A 17,673-nucleotide genomic window follows, 5' to 3' on the forward strand; every position below is an offset into this window, starting at 1 on the left:
GGTGAGCACCGGGCGGCGGGAGGCGGCCTCGGCCGGGGTCACCGAGGCGCACAGCCTGGTGGAGCACTTCGGCGGCGAGGAGCGCGGCGGGGTGGCGGCGGCGATGGGTCGCCCGGCGGAGGGGCTGCGGGCGCTGGGCGCCCGGCTGGCCCGGCAGTGGAGCCGCTGACACCTCCGCCCGGCTGGCCGTGGGGTGCTCACCGGCCGGCTGCCTGGGGCTGCGGTCACGCCACCTGAGGTGACCACGGCCCGGGCGGCGTACCATCGGATCTGGACCACACCGGGAATCACTGGCCGACGCGCGCTGTTGGCCAGTGCGTCCGGACCCATACCGCGCAGGGAGATTTCCACGTGACCACGCCAGCGCAGACCGAGTCGACCGAGGCCAAGGCCCCTACTTCCGTCGTCCTCACCGACGTCGCGGCGCAGAAGGTCAAGGCCCTGATCGAGCAGGAGGGCCGCGACGACCTGCGGCTCCGTGTCGCGGTGCAGCCCGGTGGCTGCTCCGGCCTGCGGTACCAGCTCTTCTTCGACGAGCGTTCGCTCGACGGTGACGTCGTCGCCGACTTCGACGGCGTCGAGGTCGTCGTCGACCGGATGAGCGCCCCCTACCTGGCCGGGGCGACCATCGACTTCGCCGACCGGATCGACGCCCAGGGCTTCACCATCGACAACCCGAACGCGGGCAGCTCCTGCGCCTGCGGCGACTCGTTCAGCTGAGTCGACCGCCTGCCGTACGGCGGGGCCGCCTCCCTCGCGGGGGCGGCCCCGCCGCCATGTGCGCCCTCGCCGCCGATGCGGAGCCACTAGGCATCCCGGTTTTCGCCAACCCGCGCTTTCCTCCCGCCCGGTAAGCCCCGACAGGCGGCACGTTGAGTCGATCATGGATCGTCGGCGACGGGTGGGTGGCCGGTCGATGGCGGCTCGTCGACCGACCCTCGACCGTGGCCGTCGCCGGAGCGGTAGGCTGACCCGCGCCGTGCTCCCGACCCCGAGGGTTGACATGAAGATCGCCGTGACCGGCTCGATCGCGACCGACCACCTGATGAGCTTCCCCGGTCGTTTCGCCGACCAGTTCATCGCCGACCAACTGCACAAGGTGTCCCTGTCGTTCCTCGTGGACGACCTGGTGCTCCGGCGGGGCGGGGTCGCGGCCAACATCGCCTTCGGTATGGCCCAGCTCGGGCTGCGGCCGGTGCTGCTCGGCGCGGTCGGCGCCGACTTCGCCGACTACCGGTCGTGGCTGGAGCGGCACGGCGTGGACTGCGAGTCCGTGCACGTCAGCGAGGTGGCGCACACCGCCCGCTTCGTCTGCACCACCGACACCGACATGTGCCAGATCGCCTCCTTCTACGCCGGGGCGATGAGCGAGGCCCGCAACATCGAGCTGACCCCGGTCGCGCAACGCCTGGGCGGGCTCGACCTGGTGTTGGTCAGCGCGAACGATCCCGAGGCGATGATCCGCCACTCCGCCGAGTGCCGGCAGCACGGCTACGCCTTCGTCGCCGACCCGTCCCAGCAGCTCGCCCGGATGGAGGGCGAGCAGGTGCTCGGCCTGATCGACGGGGCCGACTACCTGATGACCAACGACTACGAGAAGTCACTGCTGTTGAGCAAGGCCGGCCTGACCGACGCGCAGCTGCTCGACCGCGTGAAGGTGCGGGTCACCACGCTCGGCAAGGACGGCGCGGAGATCGCCGGCCGGGACTTTCCGACCATCCACGTGCCGATCGCCCGGCAGACCAGGGCGGTGGACCCGACCGGCGTCGGGGACGGCTTCCGCGCCGGTTTCTTCGCCGCGCTGTCCTGGGGTCTGGGTCTGGAACGTGCCGCCCAGGTCGGCTCGCTGCTGGCCACCCTGGTGCTGGAGACGGTCGGCACCCAGGAGTACGAGGTGCGCCGCGACCTGTTCGTCAAGCGCCTGGCCGAGTCGTACGGCGACGCCGCCGCCGAAGACGTCCGGCCGCACCTGCTGCCATGACCGCCGCACCCGCCGACCAGCTGCTGGTCGCGTTCGCCGGCCTGCCGGGCGTGGGCAAGAGCACCCTCGCCGGGCGGGTCGGCGCGGCCCTGCGGGCGCCCGTGCTCCCCGTCGAGCCGGTCGAGCGGGCGCTGGCCCGCTCCGGTCTGGTCGGTGACGTGCCGGAGACGGTGGCGTACCAGGCGGTGGCGGGGCTCGCCGAGGTGCAGCTCGGGCTCGGCCTGAGCGTGGTGGTCGACGCGGTCAACCCGGTGGCCAGCATCCGGGGGCTCTGGCACGACCTGGCCGAGCGGACCGGGGTGCCGCTGCGGGTGATCGAGGTGCACTGCGGGGACGTGGCGGAGCACCGCCGCCGGGTCGAGGCCCGCCTGCCGGCCGAGCCGGACCGCTTCGTCCCCACCTGGGAGCAGACCCTGGTCCGCCGGGCCGAGTACGAGCCGATCATCGGCCCGCGTCTGGTGGTGGACACCGCCGTGGACGTCGACCCCCTGCCAGCGATCCTCAGCTACCTGAGCTGATCATCTGGCCGGTTCACCGGCTGCGGCGGACGTCGTACCCGGGGCCGTCCGGCACGGTGGCCAGGAACTCCTGCCCCCGCATCCGACACCAGGCGGGAATGTCGACCGCGGCGGCCGGATCGTCGGCGAGCACCCGCAGCACCGCGCCGACCGGCAGCTCGGGCAGCTGGCGGGCCAGCGCGATCACCGGCAGCGGGCAGCGCTGCCCCCGGCAGTCCAGTACCTGCGCCGGCCCGCTCACAGCCCGACCACCCCCGCCTCGGCGCGCAGCCCGGCCACGATCCCCGGCAGTTCGGCCAGGAACCGTTCGACGTCGGCCTCGGTGGTCTCCCGGTGCAGCGACACCCGGACGTTGCCGTGTGAGAGCACCCCCATCGCCTCCAGCACGTGCGACGGGCGCAGGGTGGACGAGGTGCAGGAGGAACCGGAGGAGACCGCGAAGCCGCGCCGGTCCAGCGCGTGCAGCAGCACCTCGCCGTCGACGTACAGGCAGGAGAAGGTGACCAGGTGGGGAAGGCGGTCGGTCGGGTCGCCGACCACCTCCACGTCCGGCACCTCGGCGGCGACCCGGGCCCGGATCCGGTCGACCAGTGGCGTCAGCCGGGCGGCCTGCGTTGCCGCGTCGGCCGCCGCCGCGCGCAGGCTCGCCGCCGCCGCCACCACCGCCGGCAGGTTCAGCACCCCCGGGGTACGCCCCGACTCCCGCTCGTCGGCCGGCCAGGGCGACTCCCAGCGGGTGCCCTTGCGGACCACCAGCAGCCCGACGCCGGGGGGCCCGCCCCACTTGTGGGCACTGGCGGTGAGCACGGACCAGCCCTGCGGCACCGCCGTGCGCCCCACCACCTGGGCCGCGTCGACGTACAGCGGCACTCCGGACCCGGCGCACAGTTCGGCCGCCGCGGCGACCGGCTGGACGGTGCCCACCTCGTGGCTGGCGGCGATCAACGCGGCCAGCGCCACCCCGGGGGTACGCACCGCCTCGGCCCAGACGGTCAGGTCGAGCCGGCCGAGCCGGTCCACCGCCACGGCGTGCGCCGTGCCGCCGCCGGCCACGTGCCGCTCGGCGGCGTGCAGCACCGCCGAGTGTTCGATCGCGGAGTGCACCAGCGTCGCTCCGGCCCGCCGCCGCCCCGCCAGGCCGCCGAGCACGGCCGCGTGCGCCGCGGTCGTACCGCTGGGGGTGAAGGAGACCTCGTCGGCGCGGACACCGAGGGTCTCCGCGGTGGCCTCGCGCGCGGCGTCGAGAAGCTGCCGGGCGCGGCGGGCCTGCGTGTACAGCCGGGCGGGGTCGGCCCAGCCGTCGTCGAGGGCGGCCAGCAGCGCCTGCCGGGCGACCGGGTGCAGCGGCACGGCCGTGGCCGCGTCCAGATAGACCGGGGTAGGCGCGTCCTGGTGGGCCGGGGTGGGCGCGGCGGTCGCCATGTCCTGGTTGACCGGGGTAGGGCTCACGGCCGCCACGCTATCGCGGCCCGGCGTCGGGATCTCCCCGATGGGGGCGGACAGTGACCCCAAGACGGTCCAGCCCGTCATGGTCGAGTAATCTGCGACCGTCGGTGACGCCTTTGCCGTCGGTGCTGGAAAGAAGCGACCGCGGCGCGCTAGGGAGGCAGGACCAGGTGGTCGCAAGGAGTTCGGAGGTACGGCCGTCGGTCGTACGGGACAGCGCTGCACCGCAAGCCGGTGGACGCCGGCGGCGCGGTGTTGGTCGGCTCGCCGGGCTCGGTCTCGGCGGAGCTGCGCTGCTGGTTCTGCTCACCGGGTGTGACGTCGGCCGCGCGGTGGACGGCTTCGGCTGGCCCCAGGGCGGCATCACGCCCGAGTCGCACCGCATGTACGACCTGTGGATCGCCTCCTGCATCGCCGCCCTCGCGGTCGGTGTCTTCGTGTGGGGCCTGATCTTCTGGTGTGTGGTCCGCTACCGCAAGCGCGGCAACGAGCTGCCGGTGCAGACCCGCTACAACATGCCGATGGAGTTCCTCTACACCATCGCGCCGATCCTGATCGTCTCGGTGCTCTTCTACTACACGGCGGTCGTGCAGACCGACGTGGTGCGGACGACGAAGAACCCGGACGTGACGGTCGAGGTCGTCGCCTTCAAGTGGAACTGGCAGTTCAACTACCGCGACGGCCAGGGCCGCGAGGCCGACACCGTGGCCTCCGTGCTGGGCACCAGCGAGGTCATCCCGGTCCTGGTGCTGCCGACCGGTCGGTCGATCCGGTTCGAGGAGACCAGCCGCGACGTCATCCACTCGTTCTGGGTGCCGGAGCTGCTGTTCAAGCGGGACGTCATGCCGGGCAGCGTCCGCAACGTCTTCGAGGTCTCCAAGCTGGAGAGCGAGGGCGCGTACGTCGGCCGGTGCGCCGAGCTCTGCGGCAGCTACCACGCCTTCATGAACTTCGAGCTGCGGGTGGTCTCGCCGGAGCAGTTCGACCAGTTCCTCGCCGCGAAGCGGGACGGCAAGTCGACGCAGGAGGCGCTGACCGCGATCGGCGAGGAGCCGTACGCGGTCACCACCGCGCCGTTCGAGACGCGGCGCAACACCGCCAACTTCAACCCCGACAACGTCTCGACCGGCGGAAACTGAGGTGCTGGCATGAAGACCGAGTGGCGCATCTTCCTGATCATCGCCGCGTTCCTCTTCGGCGCGACGATCCTCTACGGCGCCTGGACGTACGGTGACTCCGGCCAGGTCGAGTGGGTCGGCACGGTGGCCCTGCTGCTGTCGTTCCTGCTCTGTTCGATGTGCGGTGGCTTCTTCTGGTTCGTTTCCCGCCGCATCGACCTGCGTCCGGAGGACCGGCCGGACGGCGAGATCGCCGACGGCGCCGGCGAGATCGGCTTCTTCAGCCCGGGCAGCTACTGGCCGTTCGGTCTGGCGCTCGCCGCCGCGGTGGCCGGCCTGGGCCTGGTGTACTGGCAGTTCTGGCTGCTGGGTGTGGGTCTGGTCGCGGTGGTCCTCGCCTCGTGCGGGCTGCTTTTCGAGTACTACACCGGCACCCGGCGCACCGCCGAGCACTGACGCACGCCGTACCGCAGGGCCCGACTCCGCAGGGAGTCGGGCCCTGCGTCGCACCCGAAGCCGGCGTCGACTGATCCGGCGGGGGCCACGTTGTGGCAGGCTGGCCGGCGTCGGACGGCCGGGCGGCGCCGGATGTCAGGCGGCGTGGCGGTGCGGGGACCGGCGCCGCTGCGGGGCCAGGCGGGAGGCGCGGACGGCGACGGTGGCGACCAGCATCGCCGTACCGCAGCCGGTGCAGACGAGTTCGGGGCAGTCAGGGCCGTGCCCGTCCGCGCAGGGCGGCGTCTCGAACGGCCGGACGCCCTCGCAGGCGTCGCAGTACAGCTCGCGCTCCGACACGGGCGTCTCCTCTCATTCCGGTGTCTACCGACGGACATTGCCGCCATCGGTCGAAAACGGAAAATTACTCCCGTGTAGTTTCGCACGCCCCTCCGACACTTCCGGCACAACGTCCGGCTCAACCCAGGCGTACGGGCGTCAGAGGGCGCGGGCGAGACCGATCCAGCGGTCCAGCACGGCTGCGGCAGCCCCGGAGTCGATCGACTCGGCGGCCCGGTCCATCCCGGACCGCAGCGCCTCGGTCAGGTCGCCGTCGAGCGGGCCCTGGGTGGACAGGGCGGCGGCGGCGTTCACCAGGACCGCGTCGCGTACCGGGCCGGTCTCGCCGGCCAGCAGCCGGCGGGTCACCTCGGCGTTGCGTGCCGGGTCGCCGCCGCGCAGGTCGGCCAGGGTGGCTCGGGGCACCCCGAGGTCCGCCGCATCCAGCACCGCCTCCCGGACGGTGCCCTGCTGGGCGACCCAGACGCGGGTCGGCGCTGCGGTGGTGAACTCGTCCAGCCCGTCCTCGCCGCGCAGCACCATGACCGAGTCGCCCCGGGCGGCGAAGACGGCGGCCATCACCGGGGCCATCCGGGTGTCGAAGCAACCGACCGCGCCGGCCCGGGGACGGCCCGGGTTGGTCAGCGGTCCGAGGAAGTTGAAGAAGGTGGGCACCCCGACCTCGCGTCGGACCGGCCCGGCGTGCCGCATGCCCGGGTGGAACCGGGGGGCGAAGCAGAAGCCGATGCCGGCCTCCGTGACGCAACGGGCGACCTGCTCGGGCGCCAGGTCCAGTGGGAGGCCGAGGAACTCCAGCAGGTCGGCGGCACCGCAGGAGGAGGAGGCGGCCCGGTTGCCGTGCTTGATCACGGGCACGCCGGCGCCGGCGACGACCAGCGCGGTCATCGTGGAGATGTTCACCGTGTGGGCGAGGTCACCGCCGGTGCCCACCACGTCCACCGCCGTGCGGCGCAGTGCCTCGGGGAGGGCCACCTCGACCGAGCGGCCCAGCATCGCCTCGCCCAGTCCGGCCAGCTCGGCGGGGGTCTCACCCTTGGCGCGCAGCGCCACCGCGAAGCCGGCGATCTGGGCCGGGCCGGCCGCGCCGGTCATGATCTCGCCCATCGCCCAGGCGGTGTCGGCGGTGGAGAGCTCCTCGCCGCGCAGCAGCGCGGTGAGCAGCAGCGGCCAGGTCCGTTCGCCCATGATGGGCCTCCCGAGCAGGCGTGGAATGCGGGGTGGACCGGTCCCGTCGCCCGTCACCGTGGGCGCCGGGTGCGCCGGCCTCGTCGGTCAGGCGGCGGCGTGCGTACGCAGCAGTTCGGCGACCGTGGCGCCGGTGGTCACCGGGTCGAGCGGGTGCACCAGCGTGGCGTCGACCTCGGCGTACGCGGCGAGCCACCGGTCGGCCGCCCGGGCGATCACCACGCAGGTCGGTGGGGCGTCGTCCCGGTCGTCCTTGATCTGGCGGGCGATGCCGATGCCGCCGCCCGGGCTGGCCTCGCCGTCGAGGAGCATCAGGTGGACCTGGTACTCGTCGACCAGCCGGACGCACTGCGCGTAGTCGGACGCCTCGACGAACTCGACCCGTAGGCCCGGCGCCGGGCGGGTGCCGACGGCCAGCCGCATCCGGTCACGGACCTGCGGGTCGTCGCTGTAGAGCAGGACGGTGCACTCACGATCGCTCATCGCTGGACTGGCTCCCACCTCGTAGCTGCCGCAGGCGATCGTACCGCCCGGTGTGGCGCACCCGACATCCCGCCCACCACCGGCGGGCCGGGGTGTCCGGACGCGGCGCCGAACGGCCTTCGGCCGGGCTCCCGGGGCGGTCGGGCGCCCCGGGCCGCGCCGCCGGGCCGCACCTGGAGTCGAGGCCCTGCGGTGGCTCAGGCCGGGGTCGCGGGACCGGTCGGGACGTCGGCGGTGGCGGGTCCGGACGCGGCGGCCTGGGCGGCGCGGTCGCGGGCCTCCTGGCGGTCCAGCTCACGGTCGAGTCGGCGGGCCTCCCGCTCGGACTGCCGGACCCACTGCAGGACCAACACCGCGAGCATGGTCACACTGACGAACTCGCCACCGGCCCACAGCACCCCACCGGCCACCACCTGGTCGCTCCACGGGTCGGACCAGGATAGCCGCAGCGAGGGGTACCAGTCGCCGCCGAAGAGGGTGGTGCTCTGCATGACGGTCAGCCCGAGCACGGTGTGGAACGGCACCGAGAGCACCATCAACAGCGCCCGGGCCGGGTACGGCCAGCGCCCGGGCAGCGGATCGAGGCCGAGCAGCGGCCAGAAGAACACGCAGCCGGTGGCGATGAAGTGCGCGTGCACCAGCTCGTGCGCCCAGGCGTGCTCCAGCGTGTAGCGGTAGAGGTCGGTGAAGTACAGCGCGAACGGGTTCACCACGAAGATGGCGAACGCCACCAGCGGGAAGCTGTAGATCCTGGCGATCCGGCTGTGCACGATCGCCAGCAGCCGCTTGCGTGGGCGGACCGGCAGCGTACGCAGGGCGAGGGTGATCGGCGCGCCCAACGCCAGGAAGATCGGCGAGACCATGGAGAGCACCATGTGCTGAACCATGTGCACCGACAGCAGCGTGGTGTCGTACGCGCCCAGCCCGCTGAGCGTGACCGCCGCGATGCCGCCGAGTCCCGGGCCGAGGAAGCAGACCGTCCGGACCGCCGGCCAGCGGTCTCCGCGTAGCCGCAGCCGGTGGACGCCGTAGAGGTAGAGACCGGCGGCCAGCAGCAGGCCGAGGGTGAGCCAGCTGTCGAGCCGGATCTCGGTGAAGACCCGGGCGACGGTGAACGGCGGGAGGGTGCCGTCGCCCCCGGAGGCCGGCGTGTCGGCGGGGCCCGCCGAGGCGGCGGCGAAGATCGAATCGACGTGCAGCACGCTTTTCAGGCTAGGCCAGGCGAACCGGACCTTCACGATCGGGCCATCCGTGACCTGGGTTTGGCCCCCCGCTGATCGCCCGCGCCGGTCAACGGCAATAATGACCGCGTGACTGCGGCCCCAGCCATTGACAAGAGCCGGATCCACTCCCTGACCCGACCCAACATGGTCAGCGTCGGGACGATCGTGTGGCTCTCCAGCGAACTCATGTTCTTCGCGGCGCTGTTCGCCATGTACTTCTCGATCCGCGCGGCGGCACCCGAGCAGTGGGCGGAGCACACCCCGCACCTGAACATCCCGTACGCGACGACGTTCACGGTGATCCTGGTGCTCTCGTCGATCACCTGCCAGCTCGGTGTCTTCGCGGCCGAGAAGGGTGACGTCCACGCCCTGCGGCGCTGGTTCACGATCACCTTCGTGATGGGCCTGATCTTCGTCCTCGGCCAGGTGAACGAGTACCGCGAGCTGGTGCACGAGGGCGTGAAGATCAACGCAGACGGGTACGGGTCGATGTTCTACCTGACCACCGGCTTCCACGGCCTGCACGTGACCGGCGGTCTCGTCGCCTTCGTCATCTTCATGATCCGCACGACCATGGGCCGGTTCACCCCGGCGCAGGCGACCTCGGCGATCGTCGTGTCGTACTACTGGCACTTCGTCGACGTCGTGTGGATCGGGCTCTACGGCATGATCTACTGGCTTCAGTGATCTTGGCGCGTCACGAACCGCGCCGCTGCTCCGTCCCCTGAGACAAGGTCCAACCGGTTAAGGACACAGGTCATGACTTCTGACAACGACCGCCGACGCGGTCTGCTCGCGCGGCTGCGTGGGCGGCCCGCAGCGCGCAGCAGGGGCCGCCGCCGGCTGGGTGCCGCGCTCCGGCTGATCGCCGCGCTGACGCTGGCCGGCGGCGCCTACACCGTCTTCGCCCCCGGCGTGCAGGCGCAGGAGAACCCCCCGCTGACCAGCGCCGCGGCCGAGGGCAAGGCGCTGTTCGACGTGAGCTGCGTGACCTGCCACGGTCGCAACGCCCAGGGCGTCGAGGGTCGTGGCCCGAGCCTGATCGGTGTCGGTGCCGCTTCGGTGGATTTCCAGGTCAGCACCGGCCGCATGCCGATGGCCCGCCAGGAGGCCCAGGCCATGCGCAAGCCCCCGGTCTTCACCGCCGACCAGGTGGATCAGCTCGCCCAGTACATCCAGGAACTCGGCGGCGGCCCCGAGGTCCCCGAGGGTGACCTGCGCCGGGGCGCCGACCTGGCCACCGGTGGTGAGCTGTTCCGGATCAACTGCTCGCAGTGCCACGCCTTCGGTGGTGGCGGCGGCGCGCTCTCCTCCGGCAAGTTCGCTCCGAGCCTGCACCCGGCCAGCGACCGGCAGATCTACGCCGCCATGCTGAGCGGCCCGCAGAACATGCCGGTGTTCGGTGACAACCAGATCACTCCGGAGCAGAAGGCGGACATCATCGCCTACATCCAGGAGACCCTGAAGCACGACCAGGACCAGGGCGGTTTCAACCTGGGCCGGTACGGCCCGTCGACCGAGGGTCTGGCGATCTTCCTGGTCGGCCTTGTCGCGCTGGTCTTCGCGAGCCTGTGGATTGCAGGCAAGTCGTGACCGAGCGGATCATTCGTTTCACTGCTGTGGTGCCGGGCTGTGGCACCACCCGTAGCGAGGTGACGGCATGAGCACCCACACCGAGCACCAGGCCCCGCAGGGCCGGCAGCCGCTCGACGTGCTGGACCCCCGGGTGTCCCGCTTCGACATCGTCCAGGAAGGCGCGCGCCGGGACGACATCGAAATCGTCCACTACGAGCCGCAGGTCGTCCCGGGCAGCAAGGCCGAACGCCGGATGACCCGTACGGTCGCGTCGTTCTTCCTGCTCACCGGCCTGGCCGCGACCGCCTTCCTGATCATCTACATCTGGTGGCCGTGGCAGTGGCACCCCGGCCGGGGCGGCGACAAGTACTACACCCCGCTGCTCGGTCTGACCCTGGGCGTCGCCCTGCTCGGCATCGGCTTCGGCATCCTCACCTGGGGCAAGAAGCTGCTGCCGAAGGAGGTCTCGATCCAGGGCCGGCACGACGGGCCCGGCACGGCCGAGGACCGGAAGATCACCGGCGAGACCATGCTGTACCTGGCGGAGGAGATGGGCGTGCGGCGGCGGCCGTTGCTCGGCGTCTCCCTGGTCGCCGGCCTGCTGCCGGTGGGCGCGGTCGCCGCGGCCCCGCTGGTCGGTGGCCTGATCAAGCAGCCGCACGAGAACAACCAGATGTTCACCACCGGCTTCGCGCCGGCCGACGGCCACAAGGTCCGGCTGGTCCGCGAGGACGGCCGGCCGATCCGCCCGGCCGACATCAGCGCCGGTGGCCAGCTCACCGTCTTCCCCGGCATCTCGCACGGCGTGAGCAACCGGCACGCCGACTCGCCGACGCTGCTGATCCACCTGCGTGAGTCCGACGCGGTCGCCTCCCGTGAGGCCAACGCCCGGGTGGGCCACGAGGACTACATGTGGGGCAACTACGCCGCGTTCTCGAAGATCTGCACCCACGCCGGCTGCCCCGCGAGCCTGTACGAGCAGCAGACCAACCGCCTGCTCTGCCCGTGCCACCAGTCGCAGTTCCTGATCACCGACAACGCCCGGCCCGTCTTCGGTCCGGCCAGCCGTCGGCTGCCGCAGCTGCCGATCGAGGTGGACGAAGAGGGCTTCTTCGTGGCGAAGTCCGACTACACCGAAACCGTCGGCCCCGACTTCTGGGAGCGGCCATGAAGCGCCGAAAGTTTGACGTAGCAGCGGTGCCGGCCAAGACCGCCGGTGCGGTGGACGACCGCTTCCAGGTGGCCACCCCGTTGCGCAAGCTGCTCAACAAGGTCTTCCCCGACCACTGGTCCTTCCTGCTCGGCGAGATCGCGCTCTTCTCGTTCGTCGTGCTGCTGCTGACCGGTGTCTTCCTGACCTTCTTCTTCGAGCCGGCGATGACCGAGGTGGTCTACAACGGCAGCTACGCCCCGCTGCGGGGTACGCCGATGTCCGCCGCGTACGCCTCCAGCCTGGACATCTCCTTCGACGTCCGCGGTGGTCTGATCATGCGTCAGATGCACCACTGGTCGGCGCTGCTGTTCATGGCCTCGATCGTGGTGCACATGCTCCGGGTCTTCTTCACCGGCGCGTTCCGCAAGCCGCGGGAGACGAACTGGATCATCGGTTCGCTGCTGTTCTGGGTCGGGTTCCTGGCCGGCTTCACCGGCTACTCGCTGCCGGACGACGGCCTGTCCGGCACCGGACTGCGGATCGCCTCGGCGATCATGCTGTCGATCCCGGTGATCGGCTCCTGGCTGACCTCGTCCATCTTCGGCGGGGAGTTCCCCGGCACCATCATCATCAGCCGGTTCTACATCGCCCACGTGCTGCTCATCCCGGGTCTGCTGCTCGCGCTGATCGGTGCCCACCTGGGCCTGGTGTTCAAGCAGAAGCACACCCAGTGGCCCGGCCCCGGCCGGACCAACGAGAACGTCGTCGGCGAGCGGATGTTCCCGCGGTACGCGCTCAAGCAGGGCGGCTTCTTCATGGTCGTCTTCGGCGTGATCGCGCTGATGGGCGGCCTGTTCCAGATCAACCCGATCTGGTACTTCGGCCCGTACGAGGCGTGGGTGGTCTCGGCCGCCAGCCAGCCCGACTGGTACGTCATGTTCCTCGACGGCTCGACCCGCCTCATGCCGGCCTGGGAGGTGCACATCCCGATCGGCGACGGGTACGTCATCCCGCCGCTGTTCTGGCCGACGGTGGTGCTGCCCGGCATCCTGGTGGGGATCTCCCTGGCGTACCCGTTCCTGGAGGCCCGGCACCTCAAGGACCGCAAGCACCACAACCTGTTGCAGCGTCCCCGGGACGTTCCGGCCCGGACCGCGGCCGGCGCGATGGCACTGGCCTTCTTCGTGGTGCTGACGCTCTCGGGCGCCAACGACGTGATCGCGGACAAGTTCCAGATCAGCCTCAACGCGATGACCTGGGCGGGTCGGATCGGTCTGCTGATCGCCCCGCCGGTGGCCTACTACGTCACGTACCGGCTCTGCCTCGGTCTTCAGCAGCACGACCGGGAGGTTCTGGCCCACGGCGTGGAGACCGGGATCATCCGCCGCCTGCCCGACGGCCGGTTCGTGGAGGTCCACCAGCCGCTGGCTTCCGGTGACGGCCACGACGGGCACGCGGAACTGGACTACGTCGGCTGGGTGGTGCCGAAGAAGATGAACCGGCTCGGGGCGCTCGGCCCGGCGATCCGGGGCTTCTTCTACCCGATCGAGAAACCGGCCGAGGCGCCGGTGTCGCCGGGTCACCCGCCGGTCGAGCCCCGCACCGAGCGCGAGGAGATCGGCAGCGGCGAGAGCCGCCGCTGATCGTCCCTCCTGCCACCGTGGCGCCCGCCGGAAGCCTCCGGCGGGCGCCACGTCCGTTTCACCGGACGCCCGGCGACCCGGCCACCCCCGGGTGACAGCGCGGGAATAACCCCCGTCAGGCGGGTATCCGTGCGCGGTCCAACGGAAACGGGGAGGGGAAAGATGTCGGGTATCAAACGTCTGGGACTACTGGCCGCCCTGGTGCTGGTCGGCCTGGCACCGGCGGCGGCGACGCAGGCAGCGGCGCAACCGTCACAGCAGGACACCCAGTACCTGCAGGCACTGCACCAGGTGAACCTGTTCGAGATCACGACGGGTGAACTGGCCCAGCAGAAGGGCCAGAACGCCGACGTCAAGCGGCTTGGCGAGATGTTCAAGACCGACCACACCCAGCTGGACCAGACGGTGCAGAGCACCGCGCAGCAGCTGAACGTGACCCTGCCGAACGAGCCCACCGCCGACCAGCAGCAGGTCATCGACCGGCTGGACGGGCTCAACGGCGCCGAGTTCGACCGGGCGTGGGTGACCGCCCAGCTGGCCGGGCACGTCCAGGCCATCCAGGCCACCCAGACCGAGATCTCGCAGGGTTCCGAGCAGTCGGTGATCCAGTTGGCCCAGGAGGCGCTGCCGGTCCTGCAGGCCCACTACGACGAACTGGTGGCCCTGGCCCAGCAGTTGGGCATCCCGGTCCCGCAGGCCACCGGCACCGCGACCGCGACCCCGGGTGCCACCACACCGGCTCCGGGCGGCACCGGCACCGAGACGCCCGATCCGAACAACAGCTGACGTCCGGGTACGTCGCAGGCCGGCCCGCCCTCCGGGGCGAGCCGGCCTGCGCGCGGAATCCGGCAGATCAGTCGGCGTTCGCGAGGCCGATCGCGAACGCCTCCTCGAGGTCGTGCTGGGAGTACGCGCGGAACGCGATGTGCGACTCTGTGTTGATCACCCCGGGGACCTTGGAGATGCGGCCGGCGATGACCTCGGCGATCTGGTCGAACTCCCGGACCCGGACGATGGCGATCAGGTCGACGTGCCCGGCCACCGAGTAGACCTCGCTCACGCCCGGCAGGGCGGCCAGGGCCTCGGCCACCTCGGGGATCGAGTCGGTGGCGCAGTCGATCAGGACGATCGAGGTGATCACTGGACGATTCTCCGTTCGTCGACGTCGTGGCCCATGCTAAATGTTCACCCGGCGGCGCGGACCGGGACGGTCAGCCCGTCTCCGGCCCGGATCACGTCGCGCAACCGCTCACCCGCGTCGACGGTCGCGCCCGGCCAGACCACCGTCCGCTCCACGTCCCCCCGGACGACCGCCCCCGCTCCGACCACCGCCCGACGTACCCGGCCGGTCACCGTCGCCTCCGGATCGACCAACGCGCCCTCGCCGGCGGCGTGCAGGTTCGCCGCCAGGTAGTCGCGCGGGGTGCCGGTGTCGTAGAAGGTTCCCGGGTACGTCACCACCTCCAACGCGCCGGCCGCCTCCGCCGGCCGCCAGACCGCCCGGACAAGGTCGCCGGCGGTCGCCGGCAGCGCCCGGACCAGCCGCCAGGGCAGCAGGGAGAACCCGGTGAAGACGTGGCCACCGAAGGTGCCGGGGGCGGCCGGGTCGGCGGCCGGTTGGCCCAGTAGCCGTACGACGTGCCCGTCCCAGCCGTCCAGCAGCGCGGCCACGTCCCGACCCGGGGTGGCGTGCGGGTCGGACAGGTAGGCGTCGGCGTTGCCGACCAGCACCCCGCGTCCGTCGATCCAGTCCCGCAGGTTGCCCAGACCGCCCGCGGTGCCCAGCGGAGCCCCCGGCTCCACCGACAGGTGAGCCCGGTCGCCGACGTGGGTGACCACCTGGTCGGCGAGGTGACAGGCGTTCACCGCGACCCGCTCCGGGCCGGTCAGGCCCAGCCCGGCGAGCCGGGCCAACGCCCGGTCCAGCAGTGGCACGTTGCCGACCGGGCAGAGCGCCTTCGGCACCCGCGCGGTCAGCGGTCGCAGCCGGGTGCCCTCGCCGGCGGCGAGCACCACCGCGCAGACCCCCGGATACGCCTCCGCGGGGCGGGCGGGGCCGGTCACGCCGGAGGCCGGCCGGCGGGCGGGACCTGCCCGGCCAGCGGACCGATGCCGTAGTGGCCGAGGAGGAAGGCGGTGGCCCGGCTGAGCCGGGGCAGGTCGTCCAGCGGGTGCCAGGCGGCCTCGAAGACCTCCGCGCCGTCCACCGTCAGCTCGGTGGTCGACGCCGGCACCTCCGCCTCGAAGACCATGTCCACCCACCCCTTGGCGTGGACCAGCGCATTCGGTACGGCAGGACGGAGCCGGTCGGGAGGCAGCCGGATGCCGGACTCCTCGTACAGCTCGCGGGCCGCGCCGACGACCGGGGACTCGGCCCGCTGGAGCAGGCCGGCGGGGAGCGTCCAGCTGTAGCCGGGCGGTTGGCGCAGCAGCAGGAGGCGGCCGGGGCCCTCGGCCTCGCTGTCCCGAACCAGGGTGACCGCACCGACGACATACTTCGGCACGGCCAGCCGGACCAGTCGACGCCGCATCGTCACCGGCAGGCGGTAGAAGACCTTGTAGGCGACGGCCCGTCCGGTGGCGCGCGAGCGGGGGATCATGGGTCCAGGCTAGGCCGTCGGGCCCACCCCGTCATGCCAGCCCCCACCCTGGCCCGTCGACCGTGGCCGGGCGGGTGCTCACTGACGGTGGTCGACGAGGTCGATGAGCTGCTGGACCACGGTGTCCGGCTCGACCGCCCGGTCGAAGACCGCCACCAGGAGGGTCTCCAGGTCGGGGTAGCCCAGTTCCTCGGAGAGCCGCAGCAGCGGCAGGTCGCTGGCCAGCCCCCGGTTGTGCTTGCGCAGCGCCAGGCCGATGGTCGCCCGACCCAGGCGTACCTTGTCGGCTATCGAGATGCCGGGCGCGGTGTGCTCGGCGAACCAGCGGTTGATCTGCATCTGGGCGTGCGGCGACTTGACGAAGCCGAGCCACTCCCGACGCGGTCCTCGGGGGGCGACGGTGGCCTCGAATCCGCTCTCCGCGTCGTTCTCGGTGAAAATCTCCACCACATCGCCCTCCTCCAGTTCGGAGGAGAGCGGGGCCAGCCGGCCGTTGATCCGGGCGGCGAGACAGTGGTCGCCGCGATCGGTGCCCAGTTCGTAGGCGAGATCCACCGGGGTCGCCCCGGCCGGGAGCACCACCTGCCGACCGTCGGCGACCACCTGGATCTGCGCCTCGGCCAGGTCGCAGCGCAGCGACTCGAGGAACTGGGCCGGATCGGGCGCCTCCTGCTCCCAGTCAAGCACCCGGCGCAGCCAGGCCAGCTGGTCGGCATTGGCGGATCCGGAGCCGGCGGAGCGGGGGAAACGGAAGTCAGCGGCGATGCCGTACTCGGCCCAGCGGTGCATCTCCCGGGTGCGGATGAGCACCTCGACCGTGCGGTCCTGCGGACCGCAGACGCTGGTGTGCAGGGATCGGTAGAGGTTGTTCTTCGGGGAGGCGATGAAGTCCTTGAACCGGCCGGGGACGGGACGCCACCGGCCGTGCATCGCGCCGAGGGCCGCGTAACAGTCGGTGGGTGGGCCGTCCACCACGATCACGATGCGGGGCAGGTCGAACGGCGTGGCGTGCCCGCCCGCGACGGTGTCCTTCCAGATCGAGTAGAGGTGCCGGGGACGCGGACTGACGTCGGCGTCGACCCGGCTGCGCCGCAGCGCCGCCTTCGCCTGGGCGACCACGTGGTCGAGGTACGCCTCCCAGCCTGGCCGGTCGTGCACGTGCCGGGCGATCCGGGCGTGCTCGTCGGGCGCCAGGTGCAGCAGCACCACGTCGTCCAGCTCGCGTTTGAGGGTCTGGATGCCCAACCGGTCGCAGAGCGGGACGAGCACCTCCTGGGTCTTGCGGGCGATCCGTTCCCGGGACGCGGCGGAACGGACCCCGAGGGTACGCATGTTGTGCAGCCGGTCGGCCAGCTTGATGATCAGGACCCGGACGTCCTTGCCGGCCGCGATTATCATCTTGCGGATCGTCTCGGCCTCGGCGGCCTTACCGTAGAAAGCCTTGTCGAACTTGGTCACCCCGTCGACCAGGTGGGCCACCTCGCCGCCGAAGTCCTCGGCGAGCGCCTGGAGGGTGTATCGGGTGTCCTCCACCGTGTCGTGCAGCAGCGCGGCGACCAGTGTGGTGGTGTCCATGCCGAGGTCGGCGCAGATCTCGGCGACCGCCAGCGGATGGGTGATGTACGGTTCGCCGCTCTTACGGAACTGGCCGCGGTGCATGTTCTCCGCGATCGTGTACGCCCGGCGCAGCACGGCGGGATCGGCGCTGGGATGGATGCTGCGGTGACTGCGGACGAGCTGGCTGACCGGGTCGGTGTCGTTGGTCGGCCAGGTGAGCAACGACCGCAGCCGGCGCGTCAGCGGCAGCTCTCCCGGCTGTGTCGGGAGCGCGCCCCCCAGGGCGGCGCCGTGCCCGGCGTCGACGTCCACGAGGGACACCTCCTCACCCCGGCTCCGCGGCCACCGTCCCCGGCAACCGGAAGCAGGCCCACGAAACGGGCAGGACTGCACTCC

20 protein-coding genes are annotated in these 17,673 nt (G+C 71.8%); 10 read left to right on the plus strand and 10 right to left on the minus strand.

Going from position 1 to position 17,673, the window contains the following annotated elements:
* The first annotated feature begins 351 nt into the window (after positions 1–351).
* The 3 genes from erpA (at position 352) to E1182_RS09395 (ending at position 2,499) form a co-directional block, all read left to right on the plus strand.
* Positions 352–720 carry an iron-sulfur cluster insertion protein ErpA gene (erpA, locus tag E1182_RS09385; RefSeq protein WP_132263018.1) on the plus strand — a complete coding sequence of 123 codons (369 nt, stop codon included), beginning with the start codon at positions 352–354 and terminating at the stop codon, positions 718–720.
* Positions 721–1,003: 283 nt separating this feature from the next.
* A complete protein-coding gene (locus E1182_RS09390; RefSeq protein WP_132263021.1) occupies positions 1,004–1,981 on the plus strand; it encodes a carbohydrate kinase family protein in 978 nt (325 codons plus the stop codon).
* Positions 1,978–2,499 (plus strand): AAA family ATPase, encoded by a 522-nt coding sequence (locus E1182_RS09395; RefSeq protein ID WP_132263023.1) that lies wholly within the window; start codon positions 1,978–1,980, stop codon positions 2,497–2,499. Before E1182_RS09390 ends, E1182_RS09395 begins: the two co-directional genes overlap by 4 nt.
* A 13-nt stretch (positions 2,500–2,512) precedes the next feature.
* Here E1182_RS09395 and E1182_RS09400 read toward each other — a convergent pair whose 3' ends face one another.
* Complete coding sequence (locus tag E1182_RS09400; protein ID WP_132263026.1) at positions 2,513–2,740, minus strand: sulfurtransferase TusA family protein; 228 nt, start codon at positions 2,738–2,740, stop codon at positions 2,513–2,515.
* Positions 2,737–3,921 carry a cysteine desulfurase family protein gene (locus tag E1182_RS09405; protein WP_132263094.1) on the minus strand — a complete coding sequence of 395 codons (1,185 nt, stop codon included), beginning with the start codon at positions 3,919–3,921 and terminating at the stop codon, positions 2,737–2,739. The genes E1182_RS09400 and E1182_RS09405 overlap by 4 nt, the downstream gene beginning before the upstream one ends.
* Before the next feature lie 194 nt (positions 3,922–4,115).
* Between E1182_RS09405 and coxB the strand changes: the two genes are divergently transcribed.
* Positions 4,116–5,084, plus strand: coding sequence for a cytochrome c oxidase subunit II (coxB, locus tag E1182_RS09410; RefSeq protein ID WP_132263028.1), 969 nt, complete (start codon positions 4,116–4,118; stop codon positions 5,082–5,084).
* A 9-nt stretch (positions 5,085–5,093) separates the two neighbouring features.
* Entirely contained in the window at positions 5,094–5,519 is a 426-nt protein-coding gene (locus E1182_RS09415) for a cytochrome c oxidase subunit 4 (RefSeq protein WP_132263031.1), read from the plus strand.
* Positions 5,520–5,654: 135 nt separating this feature from the next.
* On the opposite strand, the gene E1182_RS09420 is transcribed toward E1182_RS09415, so the two are convergent.
* The 4 genes from E1182_RS09420 to E1182_RS09435 all read right to left on the minus strand — a co-directional run bounded on the left by E1182_RS09420 (position 5,655) and on the right by E1182_RS09435 (position 8,728).
* The gene (locus E1182_RS09420; protein ID WP_132263033.1) at positions 5,655–5,858 is read right to left on the minus strand and encodes a hypothetical protein; all 204 of its coding nucleotides are present in this window, start codon (positions 5,856–5,858) and stop codon (positions 5,655–5,657) included.
* A gap of 138 nt (positions 5,859–5,996) precedes the next feature.
* On the minus strand, positions 5,997–7,043 hold the full coding sequence (gene trpD, locus E1182_RS09425) for an anthranilate phosphoribosyltransferase (protein ID WP_132263035.1): 1,047 nt from the start codon (positions 7,041–7,043) through the stop codon (positions 5,997–5,999).
* A gap of 87 nt (positions 7,044–7,130) precedes the next feature.
* Positions 7,131–7,526: a hypothetical protein gene (locus E1182_RS09430; protein ID WP_132263037.1), complete on the minus strand. Its 396-nt coding sequence runs from the start codon at positions 7,524–7,526 to the stop codon at positions 7,131–7,133.
* A gap of 197 nt (positions 7,527–7,723) precedes the next feature.
* The gene (locus E1182_RS09435; protein WP_132263039.1) at positions 7,724–8,728 is read right to left on the minus strand and encodes a cytochrome c oxidase assembly protein; all 1,005 of its coding nucleotides are present in this window, start codon (positions 8,726–8,728) and stop codon (positions 7,724–7,726) included.
* Between the two features lie 108 nt (positions 8,729–8,836).
* Here E1182_RS09435 and E1182_RS09440 point away from each other — a divergent pair, with 108 nt between their 5' ends.
* The 5 genes from E1182_RS09440 (at position 8,837) to E1182_RS09460 (ending at position 13,906) form a co-directional block, all read left to right on the plus strand.
* Positions 8,837–9,436, plus strand: coding sequence for a heme-copper oxidase subunit III (locus tag E1182_RS09440; RefSeq protein WP_132263041.1), 600 nt, complete (start codon positions 8,837–8,839; stop codon positions 9,434–9,436).
* Positions 9,437–9,508: 72 nt separating this feature from the next.
* Positions 9,509–10,342 (plus strand): cytochrome c, encoded by an 834-nt coding sequence (locus tag E1182_RS09445; protein WP_132263044.1) that lies wholly within the window; start codon positions 9,509–9,511, stop codon positions 10,340–10,342.
* A 67-nt stretch (positions 10,343–10,409) separates the two neighbouring features.
* A complete protein-coding gene (locus E1182_RS09450; RefSeq protein WP_132263046.1) occupies positions 10,410–11,495 on the plus strand; it encodes a ubiquinol-cytochrome c reductase iron-sulfur subunit in 1,086 nt (361 codons plus the stop codon).
* On the plus strand, positions 11,492–13,120 hold the full coding sequence (locus tag E1182_RS09455; protein ID WP_132263048.1) for a cytochrome bc complex cytochrome b subunit: 1,629 nt from the start codon (positions 11,492–11,494) through the stop codon (positions 13,118–13,120). The genes E1182_RS09450 and E1182_RS09455 overlap by 4 nt, the downstream gene beginning before the upstream one ends.
* Positions 13,121–13,282: 162 nt before the next feature.
* Positions 13,283–13,906, plus strand: coding sequence for a DUF4142 domain-containing protein (locus E1182_RS09460; RefSeq protein WP_132263050.1), 624 nt, complete (start codon positions 13,283–13,285; stop codon positions 13,904–13,906).
* A 67-nt stretch (positions 13,907–13,973) separates the two neighbouring features.
* Here the strand turns inward: E1182_RS09460 and E1182_RS09465 are convergent, their stop codons facing one another.
* From E1182_RS09465 to E1182_RS09480, 4 genes are all read right to left on the minus strand, one after another.
* On the minus strand, positions 13,974–14,261 hold the full coding sequence (locus E1182_RS09465) for an Lrp/AsnC family transcriptional regulator (protein WP_132263052.1): 288 nt from the start codon (positions 14,259–14,261) through the stop codon (positions 13,974–13,976).
* Between the two features lie 44 nt (positions 14,262–14,305).
* Positions 14,306–15,184, minus strand: a complete 879-nt coding sequence (locus E1182_RS09470) for a sugar phosphate nucleotidyltransferase (RefSeq protein ID WP_132263054.1) — start codon at positions 15,182–15,184, stop codon at positions 14,306–14,308.
* Positions 15,181–15,720, minus strand: a complete 540-nt coding sequence (locus tag E1182_RS09475; RefSeq protein WP_132263056.1) for an NUDIX hydrolase — start codon at positions 15,718–15,720, stop codon at positions 15,181–15,183. The genes E1182_RS09470 and E1182_RS09475 overlap by 4 nt, the downstream gene beginning before the upstream one ends.
* A 78-nt stretch (positions 15,721–15,798) precedes the next feature.
* Positions 15,799–17,589: a bifunctional (p)ppGpp synthetase/guanosine-3',5'-bis(diphosphate) 3'-pyrophosphohydrolase gene (locus tag E1182_RS09480; protein WP_132263096.1), complete on the minus strand. Its 1,791-nt coding sequence runs from the start codon at positions 17,587–17,589 to the stop codon at positions 15,799–15,801.
* Between the last annotated feature and the right edge of the window lie 84 nt (positions 17,590–17,673).

This window comes from Micromonospora sp. KC721, assembly GCF_004348355.1.
GTDB lineage: Bacteria > Actinomycetota > Actinomycetes > Mycobacteriales > Micromonosporaceae > Micromonospora.